Origin of the sequence: Streptomyces sp. AA4 (genome assembly GCF_000158875.1) — a bacterium.
In the GTDB taxonomy this organism is placed as follows: domain Bacteria; phylum Actinomycetota; class Actinomycetes; order Mycobacteriales; family Pseudonocardiaceae; genus Amycolatopsis.
In genome coordinates this window covers 524,356-544,245 of sequence record NZ_GG657746.1, presented here as the reverse complement: position 1 = coordinate 544,245, position 19,890 = coordinate 524,356, and the positions used below count along the sequence as shown (strand labels likewise).

19 protein-coding genes are annotated in these 19,890 nt (G+C 70.3%); 8 read left to right on the top strand and 11 right to left on the bottom strand.

Annotation, left to right across the window (positions count from 1 at the left end):
- Nucleotides 1-214: 214 nt before the first annotated feature.
- Nucleotides 215-496: an SH3 domain-containing protein gene (locus tag SSMG_RS02670; RefSeq protein WP_199785769.1), complete on the bottom strand. Its 282-nt coding sequence runs from the start codon at nucleotides 494-496 to the stop codon at nucleotides 215-217.
- Nucleotides 497-715: 219 nt separating this feature from the next.
- Complete coding sequence (locus SSMG_RS02665; protein ID WP_009072524.1) at nucleotides 716-1,939, bottom strand: NADP-dependent isocitrate dehydrogenase; 1,224 nt, start codon at nucleotides 1,937-1,939, stop codon at nucleotides 716-718.
- Nucleotides 1,940-2,172: 233 nt separating this feature from the next.
- Between SSMG_RS02665 and SSMG_RS02660 the strand changes: the two genes are divergently transcribed.
- From SSMG_RS02660 to SSMG_RS02650, 3 genes are read left to right on the top strand one after another with little or no spacing between them, the layout of a single operon-like run.
- Nucleotides 2,173-2,649: a hypothetical protein gene (locus SSMG_RS02660; protein WP_199785768.1), complete on the top strand. Its 477-nt coding sequence runs from the start codon at nucleotides 2,173-2,175 to the stop codon at nucleotides 2,647-2,649.
- 37 nt (nucleotides 2,650-2,686) lie between these two features.
- On the top strand, nucleotides 2,687-3,052 hold the full coding sequence (locus tag SSMG_RS02655; protein WP_037712331.1) for a DUF2203 domain-containing protein: 366 nt from the start codon (nucleotides 2,687-2,689) through the stop codon (nucleotides 3,050-3,052).
- A gap of 29 nt (nucleotides 3,053-3,081) precedes the next feature.
- Complete coding sequence (locus SSMG_RS02650) at nucleotides 3,082-3,681, top strand: class I SAM-dependent methyltransferase (protein ID WP_009072517.1); 600 nt, start codon at nucleotides 3,082-3,084, stop codon at nucleotides 3,679-3,681.
- On the opposite strand, the gene SSMG_RS02645 is transcribed toward SSMG_RS02650, so the two are convergent.
- Both SSMG_RS02645 and SSMG_RS02640 read right to left on the bottom strand, forming a co-directional pair.
- The gene (locus SSMG_RS02645) at nucleotides 3,678-4,193 is read right to left on the bottom strand and encodes a hypothetical protein (protein ID WP_009072515.1); all 516 of its coding nucleotides are present in this window, start codon (nucleotides 4,191-4,193) and stop codon (nucleotides 3,678-3,680) included. The genes SSMG_RS02650 and SSMG_RS02645 overlap by 4 nt on opposite strands.
- Before the next feature lie 68 nt (nucleotides 4,194-4,261).
- Nucleotides 4,262-4,675 (bottom strand): DUF2000 domain-containing protein, encoded by a 414-nt coding sequence (locus SSMG_RS02640; RefSeq protein ID WP_037716484.1) that lies wholly within the window; start codon nucleotides 4,673-4,675, stop codon nucleotides 4,262-4,264.
- 50 nt (nucleotides 4,676-4,725) lie between these two features.
- On the opposite strand from SSMG_RS02640, the gene SSMG_RS02635 reads away from it, so the two are divergent.
- Together SSMG_RS02635 and SSMG_RS02630 are read left to right on the top strand one after the other, a co-directional pair.
- Nucleotides 4,726-5,487, top strand: coding sequence for an AraC family transcriptional regulator (locus SSMG_RS02635; RefSeq protein ID WP_009072511.1), 762 nt, complete (start codon nucleotides 4,726-4,728; stop codon nucleotides 5,485-5,487).
- A gap of 28 nt (nucleotides 5,488-5,515) precedes the next feature.
- Entirely contained in the window at nucleotides 5,516-6,097 is a 582-nt protein-coding gene (locus SSMG_RS02630) for an HhH-GPD-type base excision DNA repair protein (protein ID WP_009072508.1), read from the top strand.
- Between the two features lies 1 nt (nucleotide 6,098).
- Here the strand turns inward: SSMG_RS02630 and SSMG_RS02625 are convergent, their stop codons facing one another.
- Together SSMG_RS02625 and SSMG_RS02620 are read right to left on the bottom strand one after the other, a co-directional pair.
- Nucleotides 6,099-6,740 (bottom strand): spermidine synthase, encoded by a 642-nt coding sequence (locus SSMG_RS02625; protein WP_037712327.1) that lies wholly within the window; start codon nucleotides 6,738-6,740, stop codon nucleotides 6,099-6,101.
- A 13-nt stretch (nucleotides 6,741-6,753) separates the two neighbouring features.
- Nucleotides 6,754-7,944 (bottom strand): MFS transporter, encoded by a 1,191-nt coding sequence (locus tag SSMG_RS02620; RefSeq protein ID WP_009072504.1) that lies wholly within the window; start codon nucleotides 7,942-7,944, stop codon nucleotides 6,754-6,756.
- 109 nt (nucleotides 7,945-8,053) lie between these two features.
- On the opposite strand from SSMG_RS02620, the gene SSMG_RS02615 reads away from it, so the two are divergent.
- Complete coding sequence (locus tag SSMG_RS02615) at nucleotides 8,054-8,377, top strand: helix-turn-helix transcriptional regulator (RefSeq protein WP_009072501.1); 324 nt, start codon at nucleotides 8,054-8,056, stop codon at nucleotides 8,375-8,377.
- Nucleotides 8,378-8,562: 185 nt separating this feature from the next.
- Nucleotides 8,563-9,741 (top strand): MFS transporter, encoded by a 1,179-nt coding sequence (locus tag SSMG_RS02610; RefSeq protein WP_037712326.1) that lies wholly within the window; start codon nucleotides 8,563-8,565, stop codon nucleotides 9,739-9,741.
- A 10-nt stretch (nucleotides 9,742-9,751) separates the two neighbouring features.
- On the opposite strand, the gene SSMG_RS02605 is transcribed toward SSMG_RS02610, so the two are convergent.
- Complete coding sequence (locus SSMG_RS02605; RefSeq protein WP_199785767.1) at nucleotides 9,752-10,057, bottom strand: DUF3017 domain-containing protein; 306 nt, start codon at nucleotides 10,055-10,057, stop codon at nucleotides 9,752-9,754.
- A 5-nt stretch (nucleotides 10,058-10,062) separates the two neighbouring features.
- Nucleotides 10,063-10,917 carry a bifunctional methylenetetrahydrofolate dehydrogenase/methenyltetrahydrofolate cyclohydrolase gene (locus tag SSMG_RS02600; RefSeq protein WP_037716482.1) on the bottom strand — a complete coding sequence of 285 codons (855 nt, stop codon included), beginning with the start codon at nucleotides 10,915-10,917 and terminating at the stop codon, nucleotides 10,063-10,065.
- A 274-nt stretch (nucleotides 10,918-11,191) separates the two neighbouring features.
- Here SSMG_RS02600 and SSMG_RS45915 point away from each other — a divergent pair, with 274 nt between their 5' ends.
- Nucleotides 11,192-15,685, top strand: a complete 4,494-nt coding sequence (locus SSMG_RS45915) for a TNT domain-containing protein (protein WP_199785766.1) — start codon at nucleotides 11,192-11,194, stop codon at nucleotides 15,683-15,685.
- 68 nt (nucleotides 15,686-15,753) lie between these two features.
- On the opposite strand, the gene SSMG_RS02580 is transcribed toward SSMG_RS45915, so the two are convergent.
- The 3 genes from SSMG_RS02580 to SSMG_RS46600 all read right to left on the bottom strand — a co-directional run bounded on the left by SSMG_RS02580 (nucleotide 15,754) and on the right by SSMG_RS46600 (nucleotide 19,889).
- Nucleotides 15,754-16,341: a pentapeptide repeat-containing protein gene (locus tag SSMG_RS02580; RefSeq protein WP_009072493.1), complete on the bottom strand. Its 588-nt coding sequence runs from the start codon at nucleotides 16,339-16,341 to the stop codon at nucleotides 15,754-15,756.
- A 90-nt stretch (nucleotides 16,342-16,431) separates the two neighbouring features.
- On the bottom strand, nucleotides 16,432-19,764 hold the full coding sequence (locus tag SSMG_RS02575; RefSeq protein ID WP_037712323.1) for an error-prone DNA polymerase: 3,333 nt from the start codon (nucleotides 19,762-19,764) through the stop codon (nucleotides 16,432-16,434).
- A 2-nt stretch (nucleotides 19,765-19,766) separates the two neighbouring features.
- Complete coding sequence (locus tag SSMG_RS46600) at nucleotides 19,767-19,889, bottom strand: hypothetical protein (protein WP_255409801.1); 123 nt, start codon at nucleotides 19,887-19,889, stop codon at nucleotides 19,767-19,769.
- Between the last annotated feature and the right edge of the window lies 1 nt (nucleotide 19,890).

The window sequence follows — 19,890 nt, the reverse complement described above, 5'->3', positions numbered from 1 at the left end:
CACGCGAACCCAAGCGCGGCAACAGACTCCGCGCAACCGCACCGCCCGCTCAGCACCTCAACCAAGCACCACCACGAACCAGGCCCAGCACGAGCCCAAGCGAACCAGACGTCACAGCAAACCCAGCACCCACGCGAACCCAAGCGCGGCAACAGACTCCGCTCGACCGCACCGCCCGCTCAGCACCTCAGCCAAGCACCAGCACGAACCAGGCTCAGCACTTCGACCCGGCAACCGGCGTCACGAAGCTGTCCGCGACCCACTTCCCGTCGGCAATCTTCCGGAACCCGTTCTGCACCACGGGTTGCGCGTCGAATTCCGCGCCGCGCAAGTACTTCCCGACGACTTTCCCGTTTCCCGCGGCGGTTTCCCGCGCGTTGAGCACGTCGGCGGTCACCGAGACCTTGCAGCCGGTCGGGGACCCCTGCGCGTCGGCCTGGCCTTTCTGGCCGAACGCGTAGATGACCACGACCGCGGCGACGACTCCGATAATCATCAGTGTCTTCTTGGGCAAACCCAGAATCACGGCCGCTCCTCAGTCGCGAAAAACCCCTCGTCCAGAGTAGGGATTCCGCGCGCGCCCGGACAGGTTCTCGCCGCCATTCCACCCGGAGGTGCCAATCCGGTCACCGGCACAACACGAAGAGTGACAAACAAGAGAAGGGCACCTCGGAAGACTCCTCCGAGGTGCCCTTCTCGATCAGCTAAGAAAAGATCAGCCCTGCGCGATCTTCTTGGCCAGGTTCTCGTCCAGCGTCGCGAGGAACTCCTCGGTCGTCTGCCATTCCTGGTCCTTGCCGACCAGCAGCGCGAGGTCCTTGGTCATCTTGCCGCCCTCGACGGTGTCGACCACGACCTGCTCCAGCTTGTTCGCGAAGCCGATCAGCTCGGAGTTGCCGTCCAGCTTGCCGCGGTGCTCGAGGCCGCGGGTCCACGCGTAGATCGAGGCGATCGGGTTCGTGGAGGTCGGCTTGCCCTGCTGGTGCTGGCGGTAGTGCCGGGTGACCGTGCCGTGCGCGGCCTCGGCCTCGACGGTCTTGCCGTCCGGCGTGCGCAGCACCGAGGTCATCAGGCCGAGCGAACCGAAGCCCTGCGCGACGGTGTCGGACTGGACGTCGCCGTCGTAGTTCTTGCACGCCCAGACGTAGCCGCCCTCCCACTTGAGCGACGCGGCGACCATGTCGTCGATCAGCCGGTGCTCGTAGGTGATGCCCTTGGCGTCGAAGTCGGCCTTGAACTCGGTCTCGAAGATCTCCTGGAACACGTCCTTGAACATGCCGTCGTAGGCCTTGAGGATGGTGTTCTTGGTCGACAGGTAGACCGGGTACTCGCGGTCGAGGCCGTACTGCAGCGACGCGCGCGCGAAGTCCTCGATCGACTTGCGGAAGTTGAACATCCCCATCGCGACGCCGCCGCCCTCGGGGAAGTTCGCGACCTGGAACTCCATCGGCTCGGAGCCGTCTTCGGGGGTGTAGGTCATGGTCAGGGTGCCCGGGCCGGGAACCTTGAAGTTGGTGGCCTTGTACTGGTCGCCGTGCGCGTGCCGGCCGATGATGATCGGCTTGGTCCAGCCGGGTACCAGCCGGGGCACGTTCCGCATGACGATCGGCTCGCGGAAGATCACGCCGCCGAGGATGTTGCGGATGGTGCCGTTCGGGGACACCCACATCTTCTTGAGGCCGAACTCCTCCACGCGCGCCTCGTCGGGCGTGATCGTGGCGCACTTGACGCCGACGCCGTGCTGCTTGATGGCGTTGGCGGCGTCGATCGTGATCTGGTCGTCGGTGCGGTCCCGCTCCTCGATGCCCAGGTCGTAGTAGTCCAGGTTGACGTCCAGGTACGGGTGGATCAGCTTGTCCTTGATGAACTGCCAGATGATGCGGGTCATCTCGTCGCCGTCGAGTTCGACAACGGTGCCCTGGACCTTGATCTTGGCCATGAGCAGCGGTGCTCCTTCCGCGGATCTTCGCGTTCTCTTCTTCGCTCTCCGATAGCGGTACAAGCGTACTGCTTAACAGAGCTGGATGGTTCCAGAAGTGGTCGGAATCAAGTCTCTACCACCCTTGACCGCGCCTTCCGACCGGGCACGATCCGGCCCGCCCCGGTGTGAGGGGAACCGGACGAGTCCGGCGCTCATCCCATCGCGGAACCACAGCCTGGGAGGTCACTGTCATGTCGTACCCCGCGCCCTATTCCGCCCAACCGGCCATGCCCGTTCAGCCGGACAGCCGCGCCGTCGCGCGCGTGCTGGGCGGGCTGTCCGGCCTCGTGCTCACGCCGATCGCGATCGGAGTGCTGGCTTTCGGCGGCTTCCGCCAGCAGTCGAAGGTCGCGGCGACCTTTGCCGAACACGGCGACAGCCTCGGCACGACGCTGCTGGTGATCGGCGCGCTGCTCCTGGTCGGGGTGGCCGCGCTCGGCGCGTGGTCGTCGGCCGGGCCGGTCGTCGGAGGGCTGGTCTGGGGCGTGCTGCCCGGGGTGGTCACGCTCGTGTCGCCGCGGACCGGTTACGACCTGCTGCGCCTGCTGCCGGGCGACGAGGTGGCGGCCGGATTCGGCGGCTGGCTGGTTTCCGGCGCGCTGCTCGGCACCGGATTCCTGCTGGTCGGCACGGGATTGGCGACGACGCTCGCGCGTCGGCGCAGGTAGCGGCGGACCGGCGCGGGCCCGGTGAGAGTATTTGCAGATGGGATTGTTCACCGTAGCCGAGGCCCGAGCCGAACTCGCCCGGTTGCTTCCCGTGCTCGCCGAGCTGATCCGGGTCCGCGCCGACGCCGCCGAACTCGCCGCGTCGCTGCGCCCGGGCGGACGGGACACCAGCCTCGGCGGCCTGCCGGAATGGAAGGCCGCGCAGGCCAGGCTGGACGACCTGATGACCGCGATCCAGGCGACCGGGGCCGAGCTGAAGGGGTTCGCCCCGCTGCTGGTGGACTTCCCGTCCTCGCTCGACGGCGACGACGTGCTGTTGTGCTGGCTCGAAGGCGACCGCGAACTGTCCTGGTACCACCGGGCCGACCTCGGTTTCGCCGGCCGTCGCCGCTTGCCCGGATAATCACTGGTCACCCGCACTACGGTGGCTGGGTGAGCACTCTTTTCGACGCCGACGCGGCGGGATACGACGAGGACACCTTCCACCCGTATGTGGCCGAGCAGCTGATCGGCGGCCTGGCCCCGAAACCCGGCCTGCTGGTCGACGTCGCCGCGGGCACCGGCGCGGCCTCCTTCGCGGCACTGCGCCTGGAACCGGCCGCGGTGTTCGCGATCGACCTCTCCCCCGCGATGATCGAGATCGCCCGCGCGAAAGCCGCCGACCGCGACCCGGACGGCCGGATCACGTGGCAGGTCGGCTCCGCGGTCCCGCTGCCGATCGGCGACGGCGAGGCGGACGCGGTCGTCTGCGCGTCCGCACTGCACTTCCTGGGCCCAGCCGCCTTGGCCGACTGGCGGCGAGTGCTCCGCCCGGGCGGGCAGCTGGCGTTCAGCATCGTGTCGTCGGAACGCTTCAAGCCGACCGGCAAATTCGCCGACGTGATCCCGCGAGACCTGCGCGTCCCGGGCACCCTGGAAGAAGCCGCCGCGCTGGCCACTGACGCGGGCTTCAGCTCAGCGACGGCCCAGCACGTGACCCTCGATCAGGGCGACCGGGTACGGCAGGTGTTCGCGGTTTTCGCGGAGGCTTAAGCCACCCGGTGGTAGTGCGCCTCGCCGCGGGTGGCCGCGGCGGAGGTGCAGTGCAGGACGAAGGTGACGTCGAGGTCGGTCACCGCTCCGTCGGCCGCGCGGACCAGGCGGGAGACGGTGAAGTCGGCGGTCGCTCCCGGGGCCGCGCAGGCGCTCCCGGGCTCTGCGCGGGTCCCGCGGAACGCGATGAAGCTGGGCGTGGCGAGCTGGGGCGAATTCGGCGCTCGGACGGCGGCGTTCGAGTAAGTCCCCGCGTGCAACTGCTGTCCGGCAGGAGCGCTGAGTTCGAGCCGGGCCCAGTCCCAGCCGTCGGGTGTCTCGGCGTTCACCTTCACCGCGTCGCCGTACTCCCAGGCCGTGACCTCGTCGGCAGTCCACGAAGCGCGGCCCTGGAATGGGTACGCGCCTTCGTCCGAGGTGTAGCCGAACCCGACTGTCGGGTCCGCGTGCGCGGTCGAGGCCGTCCCGAACGCCATGCCGGCCGCAGCGACGACCGCCAAGATTCTTCGCATGATTTCCCCTCCCCTGGATTGCTTGCGATCTTGGCAGGGTTCCTTGCGGAGCGGGGAAAATACTCCGTTCAGCCGTGCAGCCGAGCCCCCTTGAGGATCTTGTCCATCGCGTTCTTCGGCCCGTGCACCGCCATCCCCGCCAAGGCCAGTTTCTCCGTCGGCACCGCGCGCACCGCCGCGCGATTGTCGACGTCATTGCCGGTCTGGAACAGGTCGTCGGTGAAGATCGAGAACCGCAGACCCCGCGAGAGAGCGCGGCTGTGCGCCAGCGCGAGCGTCTCCGCGGTGCCCGCGAACACGAGTACCGGCTGGCGGAACATCGGCAGGTACTCGGTGTCGTCGGCGTCGAGGTAGGGCTCGCCGATCAGTTCCGGCGTCGTGTGGGCCACGCCGCTCACCAGGAACGCCGTGACGTTCAGCCGTTGCCACGAGGCCAGGTCGTCCCGCAGCAGCACGGCGATCTTCGTGTCGAATCGGTTCATGCGGGACAGCATCGGCTCGGCGTCGCGAGTGGGTCTTGTACGTTTTGAACATGACGGTGTCGGCCTGGCGCCCTCCGGTGCCTGGGATCGCCGAGGCGTTCCACGCCCGGTTCACCGACCACGCCTACCCCGCGCACACGCACGACACCTGGACGCTGCTGATCGTCGACGACGGTGCGATCAGCTACGACCTCGACCGGCACCACCACGGCGCGCTCGGCACGGCCGTCACGCTGCTGCCGCCGAACGTCGCGCACGACGGGCGCGCCGCGACCAGCCACGGCTTCCGCAAACGCGTGCTGTACCTAGACGCCGACGTCCTCGGCGCCGACCTGATCGGGGCCGCCGTCGATCAGCCGAGCCTGCCGGATCCGTTGCTGCGCACCCGAATCCACCAGCTGCACCAATCGCTCGCCGAACCGCTGGAAGCCGAAAGCCGCCTCGCCCTGGTCGCCCAGCGGCTCCGCCTCCACCTCGGCCGTCCGACCATCACACCACCCGACCGCAACCTGGCCGACGACCTGCGCGACCTCCTGGACGAACGCCTGCCGGATTCCCTGACGCTGGCCGATGCCTCGGAAGTACTCGGCGCGCACCCGGTCCACCTGGTCCGCGCGTTCGGCCGCCGTTTCGGACTGCCGCCGCACCGATACGTCACCGGCCGTCGCGTCGACCACGCCCGCCGCCTCCTGCTCGACGGCACCCCGCCCGCCACCGTCGCCGCGGCCGCCGGGTTCGCCGACCAGGCCCACCTGACCCGGCACTTCCGCCGCTACCTCGGCACCACCCCGGCCCGCTTCGCACGCGGCTGACCGGGCGGTTTGTGCGAAGATGACCCCCATGCTGCGCGAACTGCACCTGACCGGCGACCCGGCGGCCGACAAGCTGCTCAACGACGACCCGTTCGCCCTGCTCACTGGAATGCTCCTGGACCAGCAGTACCCGATGGAGCACGCCTTCGCGGGCCCGCGGAAGATCGCCGACCGGATGGACGGCTTCGACCTGCGCAAGATCGCCGCGACGGACGTCGACAAGTTCGTCGAGATGTGCGTGGTCCCGCCCGCGATCCACCGCTACGGCGGCTCGATGGCGCGCCGGGTGCACGCGCTCGCGCTGCACATCATCGAGAACTACGACGGCCGCACCGAGGGCATCTGGCTCGACGGCCGCCCCAAGCCGGACGGCGAAGAGGTGCTGAAGCGGCTCAAGGCACTGCCCGGTTTCGGCGAGCAGAAGGCGAAGATCTTCCTTGCGCTGCTGGGCAAACAGCGCGGCGTCGCTCCGAAGGGCTGGCGAGAAGCCGCTGGCGCGTACGGCGACCGGGGCTCGCGTCGGTCCATCGCGGACGTGACGGACGCCAAGACACTCGGCGAGGTGCGCGCGTTCAAGAAGGCCGCGAAGGCCGCCGCCAAGGCGAACTGATTCAGCGCGCGAACCAAACCACGTCCGGTTCCCCGCGCGGCACCGGAATCTCCACCGCATCCACCTCGGCGAACCGCTCGCGCAACCGAGCCGTGAACCCCGGTGCCGCGCCCGCACTCCACACCGCCAGCACCCCGCCCGGACGCAGCAGCTGAGACAGCCGCTCCAGGCCAGAAGCCGCGTACAGCGAGGCGTTCCCCTCGGTGACTGTCCACTCTGGACCGTTGTCGATGTCCAGGCACAGCGCGTCGAAAGTCTCGCCAGTCGTCCGCAGCCACTCCAGCAGATCCGCTTCGACCACCGTCACGCGCGGATCGTCCAGCGCCGCACCGTGGACTTCGCGCAGCGGTCCGGTGCGGTTCCAAGCGATCACCGCCGGTTCGCGTTCCACCACGACCACGGAGCCGACCGCCGGGTGATCCAGTGCGGCACGCAGCGAGAAACCGACGCCGAGGCCGCCGATCAGCACTCGCGCGCCGGGGGCGAGCCGGTCGGCCGCTCCGGTCACGAGCAGCCGTTCCGACTCGCCGTTGCGGGTGTCCATCAGGAACACCCCGTTCTCGATCACCTCGAACGCGGCGCCGTCGCGCCGCAGCACCAGTTCGCCGCCGCGCCCGGGCACGGTCTCCAGTACCTCCGCCACGCCCGGCAGCTTCTCAGACCGCGACCTCCTCGCGGGTCTCCACCCGCTTCCGCGCGCCCCAGAAGAACACGACCACGAGCATCGACGCGGCGGCGAGGGCCGCGGCGACCTCCGGCAGCACCGTCGGCCCGGCCGAGGTCAGGACCGCACCGCCGACCACGCCGGACAGCCCGACGCCCAGGTAGATCGCCGACGCGTTGAGCGACAGCGCGAGACCGGCGTGCCCCGGCGACAGCTCGATGAGCCGGTGCTGCAGCGGCGGGCTGAACGACCAGTTCGCCAAGCCCCACACGAACAACGTGATCCCGGCCCCGACGACGGTCGTCGCGGTGAACGGCAGCAGCACCATCACGGCGGTGAACCCGATGAGCACGACCAGCAGCGGTTTCCGCGCGCCCCACCGGTCGGCCGCGCGGCCGCCGGCGAAGTTGCCGACCGCGCCGCCGATGCCGTAGCAGAACAGCAGCACAGTGATCGTCCCGCCGGAAACACCTGCCGTCGCGGACAGGACCGGCGACACCAGCGTGTAGACCATGAAAGCGGCGAGGCACGCGAGCGTGGTGGTGACCAGCAGCGCGACGACCCGCTTGTCCCGCGCGACCGCGAACCGCTCGGCGAGCCCGACCACCGGCGGCGGCGCGACCTTCGGCAATGCGACCCGCACCCCGAGCGCCCCGAGCAGCGACAGCAGGCCGACGAACAGGAATGCGCCCTCGTAGCCGAACTGCTGGGAGATCACGCTGCCCAGCGGAACGCCGAAGATCAACGCGATGGTGAGTCCCCCGAACACCAGCGAAACGGCTCGCCCGCGCCGTTCCGGCGTGGTCAGCTCAGCCGCGACGGCCGTGGCGGCCGGGGTGTAGACGGCAGCCCCGATCGCCGTGACGACCCGCGCGATCAGCAGCGTGGTGTACCCCGGAGCGACAGCCGCGAAGATGTTCCCGACCGCGGCCACCGCGAGCGCGGCGACCAGCAGCGTGCGCCGTTCCCACCGGCCGGTGGCGGCGGCGAACAACGGCGAGCCCACCGCGTACGCGATGGCGAAGGACGTGACGAGCTGCGCCGCCGCGGTCGCGGAGACGTGCAGCTCGGAGGTGAGCGCCGGCAACAGCCCGGCCACGATGTAGCCGCTGGTGCCGACGCCGAAGGCCCCGAACGCGAGCACCGAGTTCCGGGCCGCCGCCGAGGACGAGACGCTGGACATGAATGTTCCCCCAACACAGCCTGAACGGATAGTTCGACGAACGTCGTAGTTCGATGCCGACCGTACACGGACCCCCCGACAATTTCGACCGGCGTCGTACTATGGACGCATGTCCGCTCACGCGTCCTTGCCGCCGCTCGTCTACCCGCACCGCGACGAGATCACGGTCGAAGCAGTGCTGCGCGCACTCGCCGACCCGGTCAGGCTGGCGATGGTCCGACAGCTGGCGAACTCCGAAACGGAGATCTCCTGCAGCGCATTCGAGGTGCCGGTGACCAAGTCCACACTCACCCATCACCTCGCGACCCTGCGCCAGGCCGGGGTGATCGCCGGCCGCCAGGAAGGCACCACCCGGTACAACTCGTTGCGCCGCAACGATCTCGACGTGCTCTTCCCGGGCCTGCTCGACGGCGTGCTGGCCGCGCCGCGCTGAACCGCCGCTTCGCGTGGCGGGCCTCACCCGAATACCGGGATGACAAGGCCGCCCTCCATCGGTTCAACTAGAGCGAGACAGCACGACGACGTCGGGGCTGTCTAGTTTTTTGCCCTCGTTCTAAAGCGCTTCAGATGCCTGTGCCCCAGGCGCTGAGAAAACGATTTCTTCAGGAAGGGAGAGCCGTGCCCGTCGCGTTGCTCGCGCTCGCCGTCGGCGCCTTCGGCATCGGTACCACCGAGTTCGTGATGATGGGTGTGCTGCCTCTGACCGCCGCGGACTTCCACATCGACATCCCGTCCGCGGGCTACTTCATCTCCGCCTACGCGCTCGGTGTGGTGATCGGCGCGCCGCTGCTCACCGCGCTGGCCGTCCGGCTGCCGCGCAAAACCATGCTGCTGGCGATGATGGGCCTGTTCACGGTCGGCAACGGGCTGTTCGCGCTCTCGCCGAACCAGGACTTCGGCATCGCGTTCCGGTTCCTCGCCGGCCTGCCGCACGGTGCGTTCTTCGGCGCGGGCGCGGTGGTCGCGTCCAGCCTCGCGCAGCCGGGCCAGCGCGCGAAGGCCGTGTCGATGATGTTCATGGGCCTGACGCTGGCGAACGTCATCGGCGTCCCGCTCGGCACGCTGCTCGGCCAGCAGGTCGGCTGGCGTGCGACGTTCGGCGTCGTCGCGGTGATCGGCCTGCTCGCCATCGCCGCCATCGCGAAACTGGTGCCGCACCAGGGCCGCCCGGCCGACCCGTCGATCCGCGGCGAACTCGGCGCATTCCGGCGCCCGCAGGTGTGGCTGGCGCTCGCGATCGTGATGTTCGGCCTCGGTGGCGTCTTCGCCTGCATGTCCTACATCGCGCCGATGCTGACCGACGTCGCCGGATACTCGCCCGCCAACGTCACGGTGCTGCTTTCGCTGGCCGGGGTCGGCATGACGATCGGCAACTACCTCGGCGGACGGCTCGCGGACAAGAAGCTGATGCCGAGCCTGTACGTCGCGCTGCTTTCGCTGGCGACCGTGCTCGCGATCTTCACCGTGACGGCGCAGGGCAAGGTCGGCGCGGCGGTCACGATCTTCTTCGTCGGCGTCGCGGGCTTCATGATCGGCCCGATGATGCAGGCGCGGATCATGGAGAAGGCCGGCGGCACGCCGTCGCTGGTCTCGGCCGCGGTGCAGTCCGCGTTCAACATCGCCAACTCGATCGGCGCGTACCTCGGCGGACTGGTCATCGCGGGCGGGCTCGGCCTGCTGGCCCCGAACTGGGTCGGCGCGCTGCTGGCCGTCCTCGGGGTGTCAATCGCCGCGGTGTCCGGACTGCTGGACCGGCGCGAGGCGCGAGTCCAGAAGGAACTCGCGCTCGCGTCCTGACGGTGCTCGCTCAGGAGGGCGCGTCGAACGGGCCGCCGACGATCGTCAGCGAGATGAAGAGCACCGCGGCGCACAACGCGCCGTAGGTGACGATGTCGACGATCTTGCCGCGAATCGCGAGCAGCCCGGCGCGCTCCTCCGGCAGCACCGCGCGCAGCGCACCGGCCACGAACAGGGCCACGCCGACCAGCGCCGCGCCCTCGCGCCAGTGGTACTGCACCGCCCGCACCACGGCCACCGCCAGCAACAGCAGGATCACCGCGAACGGCGCGTGCACCAGCCAGGGACGATCGCCGCGGTGCCGTTGCCCGGTCATCGCCATCAGCGCGCGGCCGCGCGTTCCGCAGCCTCGACGACGTTGGTGACCAGCATCGCCCGGGTCATCGGGCCCACGCCGCCGGGGTTCGGCGACAGCCAGCCGGCCACCTCGGCGACCGCCGGGTCGACGTCGCCGGTGAGCTTGCCCTCGACGTGCGAAACGCCGACGTCCAGCACCGCCGCGCCGGGCTTGACCATGTCCGGCTTGATGATCCCGGGCACGCCCGCCGCGGCGATCACGATGTCCGCGCGGCGCACCTCGGCGGCAAGGTCGCGGGTGCCGGTGTGGCACAGCGTGACGGTCGAGTTTTCGCTGCGCCGGGTGAGCAGCAGGCCGAGCGTGCGGCCGACGGTGATGCCGCGGCCGACCACGGTGACCTGCGCGCCGTTCAGCTCGACGCCGTGCCGCTTGAGCAGCTCGATGATTCCGTAGGGGGTGCACGGCAGCGCGCCCGGTTCGCCGAGCACGAGCCGGCCGAGGCTGATCGGCGCGAGGCCGTCGGCGTCCTTCTCCGGGTCGATGCGCTCCAGGACGCGGTTCGCGTCGAGGTGCTTCGGCAACGGCAGCTGGACGAGGTAGCCGTGGCAGGCCGGGTCGGCGTTCAGCTCGTCGATGACGGCCTCGAGCTTCTCCTGCGAGATGTCCGCGGGCAGGTCGCGGCGGATCGAGTTGACGCCGATCTTCGCGCTGTCCGCGTGCTTCATCTTCACGTAGGAGTGGGAACCGGGGTCGTCGCCGACCAGCACCGTGCCCAGCCCAGGGGTGATCCCCTTCTCCGCGAGCGCGGCCACGCGCGGGCGCAGCTCTGCGAAAATGGCGTTCTTCGTGGCCTTGCCGTCGAGAATCTTCGCCGTCACGGCGGCCATTGTCGCAGAGCCGCCGGAGCTTGCCGGTCAGGAGTGGGTTCTGCACTCTGTGTGTCCGCGACACCACCCGATCGGCCCGCGCGTCTTCCGTCGAATCAGCCGTCCCGGGTCTTAAGCTGGAGAGGCTCCACCGCATCACCCACCCGGGCGTGTGACCCGTGCCATATCGCGTCGACCGAGGTCAGCGGGCACGTCGACCGGCCCGAGGGTGGCAAAAGCCCTATGCGGGGTGCGTTCGTGCGCGCGAACAGTCAAAATGTTCTCTGTGGCACAACCGACGACGCAGCTGAACGCGACGGAGCAGGACACTCTGGTCAAGCAGATCGGACTGGCCCTGCTGCGCGCCGCCCCGCGCGACTGGCGCAAAGTCTCCGCGGAGTACCGAGCCGTCGGCAGGTACCACGAGCTGACCGGCGAGATCGTGCTCGAGGACGGCTCCGCTCAGGAATGGATCGCGACGCACGACATCGCGACGCTGTTCGGGAGACTCCGCGCGGGCATGTACCGCGACGGCCGCGGCACCTGGTTCAACGCGCGCTACCAGCTGGACCACCCCTCCAGCTACAACCTCGAGTACAACCGCGACGAGCCGGCGTGGCACCTCGCCCCGCCGCCCCAGGCGTACTCCGACGAGCTGCGCATGTTCCCGCGCACCGAGGAGAACGTGCCCGAGTGGCTGATCCGCCGGATGTCCGGCCTCGGCCCGGAACAGCCCGGCCCGCACTTCCGCATCGCGCGGATCTTCGACACCATCGGCCCGGCGGGCCGCCCGGTCATCAACCGCCCGGACCTGGACGTCGACGAGCAGGACCGGCTGCTGGACTACCTTGATCACGCCCCGGTCGTGGTCCAGGACCGCGGCTACGACATCGACCGCCTCGCCCAGACCCCCGAAGCGACGGTCCCGGTCGCCTTCCACAGCGACGGCCACTGGATCTGGCCCGCCGCGGTGAACTTCTACCTCCGTACCTACGGCGTCTCGCCGGAAGCGGATCTGATCGAGCACATCCGGGCCAACGGGTTCCAGCTTCCCCAGGTGGACGACCTGACCCTGCAGGGCGCGGCGGCCTATCTGACTCGCGGGAGCCAGACTCCGCAGCAGCGGCCCGCTCCCGGGGCTGGTGGTCCTGGCGCTGGTGGTCCCGGCGCTGGCGGTCCCGGCGCTGGCGGTCCCGGCGCTGGCGGTCCCGGCGCTGGTGGTCCCGGCGCTGGTGGTCCTGGCGCTGGCGGCTCTGGTTCCGGCGGCCCCGGTGCCGGTGGCCCTGGCGGTCCAGGCACGGCTGGCGGACCGGGTGCGGCTGGCGGTCCCGGTGGGCCTGGTGCCGGTAGCCCCGGCGCTGGTGGCCCGAGTTCCGGCGGCCCCGGTGCCGGTGGCCCTGGCGGCGTGGGCGCGGTTGGTGGTCCTGGCGGCGCCGCGGCTCCGAGCGGCCCCGGCGGACCTAACGGACCTGGTGGCGCTGGCGCACCGGGCGGACCTGCCGCTGGCGGCCCCGGTGGACCGAACGGCGTCGGTGCCCCCGGTGACGGATTCGATGCCCACGGACCTGCTTCCACTGGCCCCGGCGCGGACAGCCCCGGTTCCGGCGGCCACGGCGCAGCCGGAGTCGCCGCAGCCGCGGCCGGACTCGGCGCGGCGGGACTCGGAGCAGCCGCCCTCGGCGCGGCAGGCGGATCCGGCCCGGCCGATGGACCGGGCAGCCCCGACAACTTCCACCCGGCAGACAACTTCGCCGGCCCCGATTCCAGCAGGCCCGGCGCAGCCGGTGGACCAGACGGCCCCCGCTCCGAGGGATTCGACTCGGCGGACGAGTTCGGCACCCCCGGTTCCCGCAGGCCTACCAGCCCCGACCGACGCGGCCCGGCCGACGAGTTCGAGAACCGCGACTCCGGCAGGCCCAGCCCGGCTGGCCGTCCGGATGGTCCGGACAGCTTCCACCCCGCCGACGAGTTCGACAGCCGCGACCCCGGCAGGCCCGGTCCGGCTGGCCACCCGGACGGTCCCGACAATTTCCACCCGGCCGACGAATTCGGCGGCCCCGGCGCGACGGATGGCCCCGGTTTCGCCGACCACGGCGGGTCGGACGACCGCTTCGAGCCCACCCGCGGCGGTTCGGACCGGCGGGACAGGCCTGGTCCGCAGGGTGCACAGGGCCCCGCGGGCGGTCCCGGCGCGCAGGGCGGTCCGCAGGGCACGCGGGTGTCCGGTCCGGACGGCCCGGGTGGGTCGCACGGTCTGGGCGTCGCCGCGGCGGCGGCTGGAGCAGCGGGAGTTGCGGGCGCGGCGGGAGCCGCCGCGAGCGGGTCTCACGCCGAATCCGGCCACCCGCACGAAGCTGGCTACGACCAGCATCCCGACGCGTCCGGCTATGACGACCGAACCCACGAAGCCGGTTACGCCGAGTCCGGCCATCAAGCCGACGGCTACGACCAGCACGGTCAGGCAGCCGGTTACGCGGAGGACTACGACCGGCAAGCCCGCGGCGAAGACCAGCGCGACCACGCCGAGCACTACGACCAGCACGACGAGGGTTACGAGCAGCCCGGCCACGACGGCTACCGCGACCCGGCAGCCCACGGCCACTACGACGAATCCGCACCGCACGACGCGCACGGATACGACGCTGAGCCGTACGACGACCAGCACGAGTACCAGGACGCTTCCCACGAGCGCGGCGCTTACACCGAGCAGCACGGATACGACGAAGCCGCCGGTCAGCACGACCACGACGAGGCGGGCTACGACGAACCCGCGCACCACGTCGACGACCGCAACCGCAACGCGGCGGCTGATTACGACGACGCCCACGGGTACGACGACCACCTCGACGCGCGCGGAAGCAAGGTCCCCGGCGCGTTCGAGCAGTCCGCTGTTCCGAGCGCGGAGGACGGACTGGTCGGCGCGGACGGCCTCATCGGTGCCGACGGGCTGATCGGCGCGGACGCCGCCGACGAACCTGCCGCCGGGAACCGGCACAACGCCGAGCCGGAAGCAGGCCGTCGCGCGGCACCGGATGACAGCCGGGACCAGGAGGGCGGCCGTCGGCGAGCCCAGCCGGACGCCGAAGCGGACGACAGCCGGCGCGAAGACGTGCGGCTGAACGCCGACGACAGTGGCCGACGCAGCGCGGAATCCGCGAGCCAGGCCGAACCCGCGGACGAACACGGCAGTCACATCGGCGCAGCTGCGGCCGGGGTCGCCGCGGCAGGGGGGCTGGCCGCGGCCGGGCTCGCCGCCGCGCACGGTCGGGGTCGCGAGAAGGAGGCCGAGGGCCGCCACGGCACAGCGGCACCGGAGCGTCCTGCGGAGCCGCCGTTCGAGCAGGACTTCGACGGCGCGCAGTACGACCACTACGACGACGGCCACTACGACGACGAAGACCACACCGACGTCCACCACGACCTCGTCCCCAGCCGCAACGGCACCGGTCCGGGCCACCCGGGCGACGACGAGGACGACACCGACGTGCACCAGCCGGTCGACGACGGGCGCGAGGAGCCGGTGCTCTTCACCCACGGCAACGAACCGTCCCGCGACGACGACGAGCAGCGTGCCGAACTGTTCACGCACTCCAGCGGCTACGAGGACGACAACCGCCGCGAGGCCGGGTACGACGCGGGCCCGCCCACCGCGATGATCATGCCGGGGTCCGAGATCCCCGGCGGTCTTCCGGTGCCGGAGATGCCGGTGCCCCCGCCGTCCGGCGGGCGGCGCGCGGCACGGGAGCAGGCCGAAGCGGCTCCGGTCGCGCGGCGGGAGCAGCCCGCTCAGCCGGAGCTGGCCGAGTTGCAGGCGAAGCTGGACGAGCTGAACGTGCCCGAGGCCGCGTACCGGCTCGGCGGCCCCACCGAACGCGGGTGGAGCGTCGAGCAGGTGGGCGAAGGCTGGCGCGTCGGCTGGTACGACGGCGAGCTGATCAACCCGGCGGTGTTCGGCGACGCGGAGGACGCCGCGGCGTTCATGCTCGGCAAGGTGCTGCTGCACCCCGACGGATACGTCGCGGCGGAAGCCCCGGCACCGGCTGAGCAGCCAGTCGCGGACGCGCCGAAGCCGCCGGTGGTCGCGACGTTGTCGCCGGAGGTCGCGACGGGCTCGTTCCCCGTCCGGCCGCGCGAGAACGTGCCGCCGCAGGAGCAGACCGCGTTCACTCCTGCCGATCAGCTGCTGGCCGACGACGAACCGCCTGCCCGGCAGACCCCGCCGCCGCCCCCGCCGACACAGGTCGCGGCGCCGGTGAGCCCACCGACCCAGGTGGCTCCCCCGGTCGGTGCCCCGCCGACGCAGATCGCCTCGCCGGTCAGCGCACCGCCCACCCAGGTCGCGCCTCCGGTCGGCCCGCCGCCGCGGCGGGAACCGCCGGTGCGGCGCGAGGAACCGGTGCGCGCCAACGGAACCGGCGGCAGCGGGCAATGGCCGATCGCGCCGCTGTCCGGGGAACCGCCGCTGACCCTGTTCCGCGGCAAGGAATTGCGCGAACTGCCCGCGGGCAGCGAACTGGACCGCTTCGGCGGCCCGAACGGCAACCTGACGTATGCGGCGGGCACCCCGTTCGAGGAGCGTTCGCTGGTGCCGGAGTGGGTGAACCGGCCGTACCACGTGTACCGGGTGCAGCGGCCGCTCGAAACCCTGGCCGGGGTCGCGATCCCGTGGTTCAACCAGCCGGGCGGCGGTTCGGCGTACCTGCTTCCGGCGAGCATCGAAGAGCTGCTCGCCGAGGGCGACCTGATCGAACTCGACCCGGGCGAACCGCCGATCGACTGAGGACACCGAGAACGCGGGAAAGGGGCGGGGCCAGCGGGCTTCGCCCCTTTTCCGTGTCCGGAAGCGCGCTACTTGACGACCAAGCCATTGGCCGCGGCGAACGCCACCGCCAGTTCGACGTCCACGTACGCGCCTCGCAAGTCCGCCTGCACCAGCCCGTTCGCGTCGACCACCGCGCCGCGCAGGTCGGCTCCGGGAAACTTCGTGCCGATCATCCGGGCCCCGGCCAGGTCCGTGCCCCGCAGGTCGGAATCCGTCAGATCCGCCTCGTTGAGGTTCACTTCCCGCATCCGCAGACCCGACAGGTCCAGTTTCCGCAGCCGGCCACGCGCGAACGACGCGAGCGACAGATCGCATTCGGTCAGCGCGATCCCGGTGTATCGACAGTCCACAAAGGACGAACCAAGCAGCGAGCACGACGACCATCGGCTGTCGGCGAGCACCGAGCGGTCGAAGGTGCAGGAGCGGAACGCCGACGCGTCGTGCCGCGAACCGGCGAGGTCGACCTTGGTGAAGTCGCAGTTGTCGAAGGTGCAGCCGCGGGTGCGCAGGTCGCGCAGGTCCGCCTCGGTGAAATCGCAACCCGCGAACTGGCGTTTTTCCCACCACTGGCCGGAAAGTCGTGCTTCGGTGTAGTCCTCGCCGGTCTCCGTCACCCGGACAGGATGACATCCGCCCCGGCGCCGGCTTTGCGACGGGGTGGCTGCGAGCCGCCGGAAGGCGTGTGTCCACGAACTGCCCGCCGGTCATCGGAAGTCCCGCGATTTCGTGGGGATCCGCAGCCTCAGCTGCTCCAGTTTCTGCGCGCGCACGCTCGCGACGCCGTCCGCTTTCTCGACCACTCCGTGCACCAGCAGCGCCGCGCTTCCCCGGGCGATCCGATGGAACCGTTGCCACAGCCCGAGGGTGCAGATCACGTTCACCATGCCGGTCTCGTCCTCGAGGTTCAGGAACGTGACCCCGCCGGCGGTCGCCGGCCGCTGGCGGTGCGTGACCGCGCCCCCGACGAGCACTCGCTCCCCGTCTTCCCGGTCCAGCAGTTTGTCGGCGGTGACGACACCGAGCGCGTCGAGCCGGTCGCGGATGAACTCCGTCGGGTAGCTGTCCGGCGAGATCCCGGTGGCCCAGACATCGGCGGCGGCGAGGTCGAGCCCGTCCATCCCGGGCAGCATCGGCGCGTCCACGCCGACGCCGGTGCCGGGCAGCTTCTCCGGCCGGTCCTGCGCGACCGCGCCCGCGGACCACAACGCCTGCCGCCGATCCGGCCCGAACGCGCTGAACGCGCCCGCGGTGGCCAGTGCTTCCAGTTGCGGCGTGGTGAGCCGGACGCGCCGGCCGAGGTCGGACATGCTCTCGTACCGGCCGTTCGCCTGCCGTTCCGCCACGATCTCCTCGGCCAGCGTTTCGCCGATCATCCGGACGGTGCTGAGCCCGCCGCGTACCGCGTGGAGCTTTCCGTTGTCCGGCAACGCTTCCAGGGTCGCGTGCGGAAGGCTCCGGTTGATGTCCGGGCCGAGCGTGGTGACGCCGTGCCGGCGCGCGTCCGCCACCAGCGACTGCGGCGAGTAGAACCCCATCGGCTGTGCTCGCAGCAGGCCCGCGCAGAACGCGTCCGGGTGGTAGTGCTTGAAGTACGCGCTCGCGAACACCAGATGCGCGAAGCTCAGCGCGTGGCTTTCCGGGAAGCCGAAGTTGGCGAACGCCTTGAGCTTCTGGAAGATTTTCTCCGCCAGCTCCGCGTCCACCCCGTTGGCGACCGCTCCGTCGAGGAACCGCTTGTGCAGCCGCTCCATCTTCCGCTGCGACCGCTTCGACCCCATCGCGTGCCGAAGCTGGTCGGCCTCGGCCGGGGTGAATTTCGCGACGTCCAGGGCGATCTGCATCATCTGCTCCTGGAACAGCGGCACCCCCAGCGTCTTCTTCAGCGCGTTCTTCAGCAGCGGATGGTCGTACTCCCACTTCTCGCGCCCCTGCTTGCGGCGGATGTACGGGTGCACCGAACCGCCCTGGATCGGGCCCGGACGGATCAACGCGACTTCCACGGCCAGGTCGTAGAACTCCTTCGGCCGCAACCGCGGCAACGTCGCCAGCTGCGCCCGGCTTTCCACCTGGAACACGCCGATCGCGTCCGCGTGGCAGAGCATTTCGTAGATGTTCTCGTCGGCGAGGTCCAGTTCGGCGAGGTCGATCTCCTCGTCCTTGTATTCCTTGACCAGGTCGAGCATGTAGTGCAGCGCGGAAAGCATGCCGAGCCCGAGCAAATCGAACTTCACCAGCCCGACCGCGGCGCAATCCTCCTTCTCCCACTGCAGAACGCTGCGATTTTCCATCCGCGCCCATTCGACCGGGCACACCTGGCTCACCGGTTCCCGGCACATCACCATGCCGCCGGAGTGGATGCCCAGGTGCCGGGGGAAGTCTTCGAGGGCGAAGGCGAGCTGCACGACGTCGTTCGGGATGTCGTGGTCGTGGTCTTTCTCCGTGCTGCGCAAGGCGCCCCAGCGGTCGATTTGCTTGCTCCACGCGTCCTGCTGGCCGGGCGAGTAGCCGAGTGCCCGGGCGGCGTCGCGGATCGCGGAACGGGCTCGGTAGGTGATCACGTTCGCGACCTGTGCGGCGTTGAGCCTGCCGTGTTTGCCGTAGACGTACTGGATCGCTTCCTCGCGCCGGTCGGACTCGATGTCGAGGTCGATGTCCGGGTAGCCGTCGCGGTCGGGGGCGAGGAAGCGTTCGAAGAGCAGGTTGTACTTGATGGGATCCACTTTGGTGATGCCCAGCGCGTAGCACACCGCCGAGTTGGCCGCGGAACCTCTTCCCTGGCACAGGATGTCCTGTTCCCGGCAGAACCGTACGATGTCCCAGACGATCAGGAAGTACCCCGGGAATCCCAGGCTTTCGATCACTTCCATCTCGTGCTTGATCTGCTTTTCGGCCTGGGCTTCCTTCGGCTTGCCCCGGTAACGCTCCTTGAAGCCCTCGCGCACCAGGGCGCGCAGGTGCGTGGTCTCGGTCTCGCCCTTCGGCACGTCGAACGGCGGCAGCTTGGGCGCGAGCAGCTTCAGCGGGAAGGCGCATTCCATGCCCAGCAACGCCGACCGCTGCACCGCGCCCGGGTATCGCTGGAAGATTTCCGCCATTTCGTTGCCGGAGCGCAAGAACGCGGCGGCGTCTCCGGGCAGCCAGCCTTCGAGGTCGTCGATGCCGCGCCGGGCGCGGATGGCGGCGAGAGCGTCCGCGAGACGGCCGCGTTCCGGACGGGCGTAGTGCGCGGCGGTGGTGGCGACGGTGGGCAGTTTGAGTTCGTCGGCCATCTCGGCGAGCAGGTCGTTGTGTGTGCTGTCGAGCGGCTGGCCGTGGTCGATCAGTTCGACGTAGACCTGGGTTCGGCCGAAGAGGTCGACCAACCGGCGCAGTTCGGCGAACGCGGCGTCCGGGCCTTCGCGCACTAGCGCCGAACGCACGGATCCCTTGCGGCAGCCGGTAAGCACCGCGCATTTGCCCACGACTTCCTCCGCTACGGCGGACAAGTCGTAGATCGGGCGGCCTTTTTCGGCTCGCTCCGCGTCTTTCTCGTCGTGACCGCGCAACTGTCCGGCGGTGATCGCGCGGCACAGGCTGCGGTAGCCGTCGCTGCCGCGGGCCAGCAGCAGGAGGTGTTCGCCTTCGGGGTCGGCGACGCCGTTTTGCGGCGCGGACAGCCCGAAGCTCAGCTCGGTGCCGAATACCGTGGCGACGCCTAGTTCTTTGGCCGCTTCGGCGAAACGGACCACGCCGTACATGCCGTCGTGATCGGTGAGCGCGATCGCGTCGAGCCGCAATCGCGCGGCTTCCTCCACCAGCTCCTCGGGGTGGCTGGCTCCGTCGAGGAAACTGAAGTTGGAGTGGCAGTGCAGTTCGGCGTACGCCACTCGCGGCCCGGCTTCCAGGTCGCTGCGCGGCGGCGGGATGTCGGCGGGGCGGCGGTAGGCCTCGCGTTTGCGTCCCCACGCGGGACTGTCGCCGTGGTCGCCGGGCGGCATCCCGCCCGACAGCGCCCGCGCGAGGTCCTTCCACGGGACCGGCGGGTTGTTCCAGCCCATCGTCAGTCCATCCGGTTCTCGGGCGATCGGCGGGGTTCCGGGATCAGCAGCGCGACCGGCACCGGGTCGAACGGGCCCGGCGGTTCGACCGGGACGCGGGGCACCGGCAGGTCGTGGTTCGTCATG

What these genes read in the sequence shown, in the direction of transcription:
- SSMG_RS02640 (WP_037716484.1), bottom strand. Translation starts at nt 4,675, where the DNA reads ATGAACCGATTCGACACGAAGATCGCCGTGCTGCTGCGGGACGACCTG.
- SSMG_RS46600 (WP_255409801.1), bottom strand. Translation starts at nt 19,889, where the DNA reads ATGACGAACCACGACCTGCCGGTGCCCCGCGTCCCGGTCGAACCGCCG.
- SSMG_RS02620 (WP_009072504.1), bottom strand. Translation starts at nt 7,944, where the DNA reads ATGTCCAGCGTCTCGTCCTCGGCGGCGGCCCGGAACTCGGTGCTCGCG.
- SSMG_RS02660 (WP_199785768.1), top strand. Translation starts at nt 2,173, where the DNA reads ATGTCGTACCCCGCGCCCTATTCCGCCCAACCGGCCATGCCCGTTCAG.
- SSMG_RS02655 (WP_037712331.1), top strand. Translation starts at nt 2,687, where the DNA reads ATGGGATTGTTCACCGTAGCCGAGGCCCGAGCCGAACTCGCCCGGTTG.
- SSMG_RS02645 (WP_009072515.1), bottom strand. Translation starts at nt 4,193, where the DNA reads ATGCGAAGAATCTTGGCGGTCGTCGCTGCGGCCGGCATGGCGTTCGGG.
- SSMG_RS02605 (WP_199785767.1), bottom strand. Translation starts at nt 10,057, where the DNA reads ATGACCGGGCAACGGCACCGCGGCGATCGTCCCTGGCTGGTGCACGCG.
- SSMG_RS02670 (WP_199785769.1), bottom strand. Translation starts at nt 496, where the DNA reads ATGATTATCGGAGTCGTCGCCGCGGTCGTGGTCATCTACGCGTTCGGC.
- SSMG_RS02630 (WP_009072508.1), top strand. Translation starts at nt 5,516, where the DNA reads ATGCTGCGCGAACTGCACCTGACCGGCGACCCGGCGGCCGACAAGCTG.
- SSMG_RS02635 (WP_009072511.1), top strand. Translation starts at nt 4,726, where the DNA reads ATGACGGTGTCGGCCTGGCGCCCTCCGGTGCCTGGGATCGCCGAGGCG.
- SSMG_RS02615 (WP_009072501.1), top strand. Translation starts at nt 8,054, where the DNA reads ATGTCCGCTCACGCGTCCTTGCCGCCGCTCGTCTACCCGCACCGCGAC.
- SSMG_RS02575 (WP_037712323.1), bottom strand. Translation starts at nt 19,764, where the DNA reads ATGGGCTGGAACAACCCGCCGGTCCCGTGGAAGGACCTCGCGCGGGCG.
- SSMG_RS02665 (WP_009072524.1), bottom strand. Translation starts at nt 1,939, where the DNA reads ATGGCCAAGATCAAGGTCCAGGGCACCGTTGTCGAACTCGACGGCGAC.